Source organism: Streptococcus pluranimalium (assembly GCF_047785745.1).
GTDB classification, from domain to species: Bacteria; Bacillota; Bacilli; order Lactobacillales; family Streptococcaceae; genus Streptococcus; species Streptococcus pluranimalium_B.
In genome coordinates this window covers 1-3,836 of sequence record NZ_JBLOJT010000132.1, presented here as the reverse complement: position 1 = coordinate 3,836, position 3,836 = coordinate 1, and the positions used below count along the sequence as shown (strand labels likewise).

General features: G+C 41.7%; 4 protein-coding genes and 1 pseudogene. 4 read left to right on the top strand and 1 reads right to left on the bottom strand.

Features of this window, described 5'->3' with window-relative positions; translation table 11 throughout:
• A pseudogene (locus tag ACMZ6U_RS09630) lies at nucleotides 1-520 on the bottom strand (transposase); the annotation flags it as partial.
• Nucleotides 521-586: 66 nt separating this feature from the next.
• Between ACMZ6U_RS09630 and ACMZ6U_RS09625 the strand changes: the two are divergent.
• From ACMZ6U_RS09625 to ACMZ6U_RS09610, 4 genes are read left to right on the top strand one after another with little or no spacing between them, the layout of a single operon-like run.
• Nucleotides 587-790, top strand: coding sequence for a zinc-binding dehydrogenase (locus ACMZ6U_RS09625; protein WP_416108228.1), 204 nt, complete (start codon nucleotides 587-589; stop codon nucleotides 788-790).
• 3 nt (nucleotides 791-793) lie between these two features.
• Nucleotides 794-1,246 carry a MarR family winged helix-turn-helix transcriptional regulator gene (locus ACMZ6U_RS09620; protein WP_416108227.1) on the top strand — a complete coding sequence of 151 codons (453 nt, stop codon included), beginning with the start codon at nucleotides 794-796 and terminating at the stop codon, nucleotides 1,244-1,246.
• On the top strand, nucleotides 1,233-1,961 hold the full coding sequence (locus ACMZ6U_RS09615) for an ATP-binding cassette domain-containing protein (protein ID WP_416108226.1): 729 nt from the start codon (nucleotides 1,233-1,235) through the stop codon (nucleotides 1,959-1,961). Before ACMZ6U_RS09620 ends, ACMZ6U_RS09615 begins: the two co-directional genes overlap by 14 nt.
• On the top strand, nucleotides 1,954-3,480 hold the full coding sequence (locus tag ACMZ6U_RS09610; protein WP_416108225.1) for an ABC transporter permease/substrate-binding protein: 1,527 nt from the start codon (nucleotides 1,954-1,956) through the stop codon (nucleotides 3,478-3,480). The genes ACMZ6U_RS09615 and ACMZ6U_RS09610 overlap by 8 nt, the downstream gene beginning before the upstream one ends.
• Nucleotides 3,481-3,836: the final 356 nt, after the last annotated feature.

Below are 3,836 nucleotides of genomic sequence, written 5' to 3'. Positions count from 1 at the left end.
ACTTGTTCCAACCGTCTACCTTTTCGCCTTCCTTGATGTTCTGATTGTCCTCACATGAATGGCGTTGTTTAGGGCATTCGACAAAGGAAGCCTCCACAATCTGACCTGAATGGGCAATCAACCCTTCATCTGTGAGATGGGCATGGAACAAATCGAACAACGCCTTGTTACGACCTGATTTTGGTTAATTTCTCACGATAGAGCCAGATAGTTTTCGCATCTGGAACAGCGTCTTCATGACAACCAACAAACCGACGAAAAGATAGAGGATCCAGCAGTTGTATTCCATGGCATCGTCAGATAGGTTATGAAGACGTTGAAGCAAGAGCACTTTGAACATCATGAGCTATTCTAGGTGAGGACGCCCGCCACGACTGATGACTTTATCTTTAGGACTGAATAACTCTGACAACAAAGGAAGAAAGATAGTCCAATCCATAATGGCATCCAAACGTTCTAAGGGATTACCTTTCTCTGATAGTTTTGACCAGATTTTTTCATCATCTGTGAATAAATGCATGACAGCTCTCCTCATTACTTTTGATTCTATTATCTCATTTTTGGGACATTTAGGGAGTTTTTAGAGGTGTCCAAGAATATTTATTTAACCACCTTTTACTCTGGGAACGTTTCTAAGGGTACTCTTCAAACTTTACTTAATTATATTGAAAAATCTGACATTGACGTTAGACCTGAAAGAATCTTCACTCTAGATTGTATTTCGGAAACTCATGCTTATTTAGAAAGTTCAAAGGCGATCGGAAAAGTTGTTGTCAGAAATGAGGTGTAATCCATGATACAAACAAAATCATATATTAGAGCTTTCGATGATTTAATGTCTACATATGACTATTATGCTAGGCAAAATGGTTTACAAAGTAAATCCTTACAGATGCTTTTGTGGCTTTACCATTATCCTAAAAGAAATGAACAAAACATCACTCAGCAGTTTTTAGTTCGAAATACACAATCAAGTAAACAAGTAGTCAATGCTACGATAAAGTCTTGGGGCAAAAAGGGGTTTCTTGAATTGATAGAAAATCCTGACGATAAACGGCATAAATTTATTAGGTTAACACCACTTGGTCAATCCTATGCTCAAAAAGTGATATTGCCTTTAGAACAGATGGAAAAAGCCTCTTTTCAGATTTTAAGCAATGAGGAACAGGCTCTGTTAAACAAGCTCACTCGCAAATACACTGCAGCACTTAAACAAGAAATGGAGAAGGTTTATGATTCAATTTGACCATGTCAGCAAGTCCTTCGGTGACAAGATTGTCCTTAAGGATCAGAGTTTTAGCATCGCTGACGGTGAATTTTTGGTGCTAGTTGGTCCGTCGGGATCGGGAAAAACGACCGTTTTAAAAATGCTCAATCGCTTGATTGATTTAACGGATGGCAAAATCATCATTGACGGTACTCAACAAAATCAGTTGGATATGCGTCAGCTTCGCTTGTCCATGGGCTATGTCTTGCAGCAGATTGCACTTTTTCCTAATTTGACTGTCGCTGAAAATATCGCGCTCATTCCTAAGATGAAAAAATGGTCCACAGAGCGTATCAAGGAACGAACCAATTACCTATTGGACCGAGTGGGATTGACACCAGATCACTATTTAGACCGTTATCCTAAGGATTTGTCTGGTGGGGAACAGCAGCGCGTGGGTATTGTGCGGGCCATTATCCATGAACCCCAGTATTTACTGATGGATGAACCCTTCTCAGCCTTGGATCCGATTAGTCGTGAGCAGTTACAGATCCTGACCAAAGAGTTGCACCAAGAGTTTGGTATGACGACCATTTTTGTCACCCATGATGTTCGTGAGGCCTTGAGCTTGGGAGATCGTATTGCTGTCCTCAATCACGGGGAGTTAGTTCAATTGGCAGAACCAGGAGAAATCCTTGAGCAACCAGCAAATGCTTTTGTCGCCGAATTATTTGGAGGTGTGCGCCATGATTGATTTATTCACGACCTTTCAAGCTAAATTTGGTGACTGGCTAACAGCCTTGGTAGAGCACCTGCAAATTTCTCTTATTGCCTTACTAGTAGCTATTATGATTTCAGTCCCTTTGGCGATTTTCCTCAGCAAGAGACAAAACTGGGCTGAAGCTAGCTTACAAGTGACTGGAGTCTTTCAAACCATTCCTTCCCTTGCACTTTTGGGGCTCTTTATTCCCTTTATGGGAATCGGCACTCTGCCTGCAGTGGTGGCCTTGGTTATCTACGCCATCTTTCCAATTATGCAGAGCACGGTGACAGCGCTCGCCAGCATTGACCCAAGCTTGATTGAAGCGGGGACAGCCTTTGGGATGAATCACTGGGAGCGGTTGAAAACCTTTATTCTTCCCATCAGTATGCCTATTATCATGTCAGGGATTCGGACTTCTGCGGTCATGATTATCGGCACAGCCACACTGGCTTCTCTGATTGGAGCAGGTGGTCTTGGTTCCTTTATCATGTTGGGAATTGACCGTAATAATAGCTCGTTCATTTTAATCGGGGCGATTTCATCGGCCATTTTAGCCATTCTTTTTAATGCCGTCTTGAAGATGTTGGAAAAAGCCAAGCTAAGAACTATCTTGCTATCCTTCGCAGTCATGGTTTTTGGTCTCTTTGCGACCTATGCGCCAGCTATGTTCAAAAACCTCAGCCATCCGGATGACACCATTGTCATTGCGGGAAAACTGGGAGCTGAGCCGGAAATTTTGATTAACATGTACAAGGAGCTGATTGAGAATCAGAGTGATCTCAAGGTCGAGCTCAAGCCTAGTTTCGGCAAGACCAGCTTTCTTTATGAGTCGGTCAAGTCAGGCGACATCGATATCTATCCTGAGTTCACGGGGACGGTGACGGGGAGTCTTTTAAAAAATCCTCCGAAGCTATCAAATGAGCCGAAAGAAGTCTACACCGCAGCTCGTGATGGGATTAAAAAACAAGATGGTTTGGCCCTGCTAAAACCCATGGCCTATCAGAATACCTATGCTTTGGCAGTTAGCAAGGATTTTGCCCAAGAAAATAAGCTGTCCAAGATTTCAGATTTGACAAGAGTTGAGAATCAATTGGTAGCAGGATTTTCGTTAGAATTCAACGACCGACCGGATGGCTATCCAGGACTACAAAGTCTTTATGGACTGACTTTCAAGGTCAATACCATGGAGCCAGCCCTGCGTTACCAAGCTATACAGACAGGCGACGTCAATCTTATCGATGCCTATTCAACGGATAGTCAGCTCAAAGAATATAACCTGGTCGTTTTAGAAGACGATAAGCAACTCTTTCCGCCTTATCAGGGAGCTCCACTGATGAAAGAAGAATTGTTGCAAGAGCACCCAGAATTGAAAACTATCCTTAACCAGTTGGCTGGCAAAATCACTGAGACCGAGATGTCGGACATGAACTACCAAGTTGATGTCAAGGGTAAAAGCGCAACAGGTGTAGCGCATGCTTACCTGGTCAAAGAAGGATTAGTAAAGGAATAGGAGAAAATAGATGACGAACAGTTATTCTTTTTAAAAATCACATGGCTTCAAATATGGATTTGGATTTTACTATTAGTTCAGAAGATTTAGAAGTCCTTAAAACAATCGATTTTAAAAATTATGGTGAATTCACTTATTTCCCAGTTTTTAGTGGAAAATGAGAATATTTAAATGCTTAAGGAAATTTTAAGCTTACTTAGGTATACTCTAAGTATCCTAAAACTTTTCTTTTTCGAGTGACTAGCTCACTCAATCATAATCTCCTAAGACCAGATGGCTAAGCTATCTGGTTTTCTTGGCTCTTCGTCAACTGTAGTGGGTGACTTATAATTAACATCTAGAGAGAATCGTTCCGG

Bases quoted from the DNA above. Each gene is read 5' to 3' on its own strand.
- ACMZ6U_RS09610 (WP_416108225.1), top strand. From the start codon at position 1,954: ATGATTGATTTATTCACGACCTTTCAAGCTAAATTTGGTGACTGGCTA.
- ACMZ6U_RS09620 (WP_416108227.1), top strand. From the start codon at position 794: ATGATACAAACAAAATCATATATTAGAGCTTTCGATGATTTAATGTCT.
- ACMZ6U_RS09615 (WP_416108226.1), top strand. From the start codon at position 1,233: ATGATTCAATTTGACCATGTCAGCAAGTCCTTCGGTGACAAGATTGTC.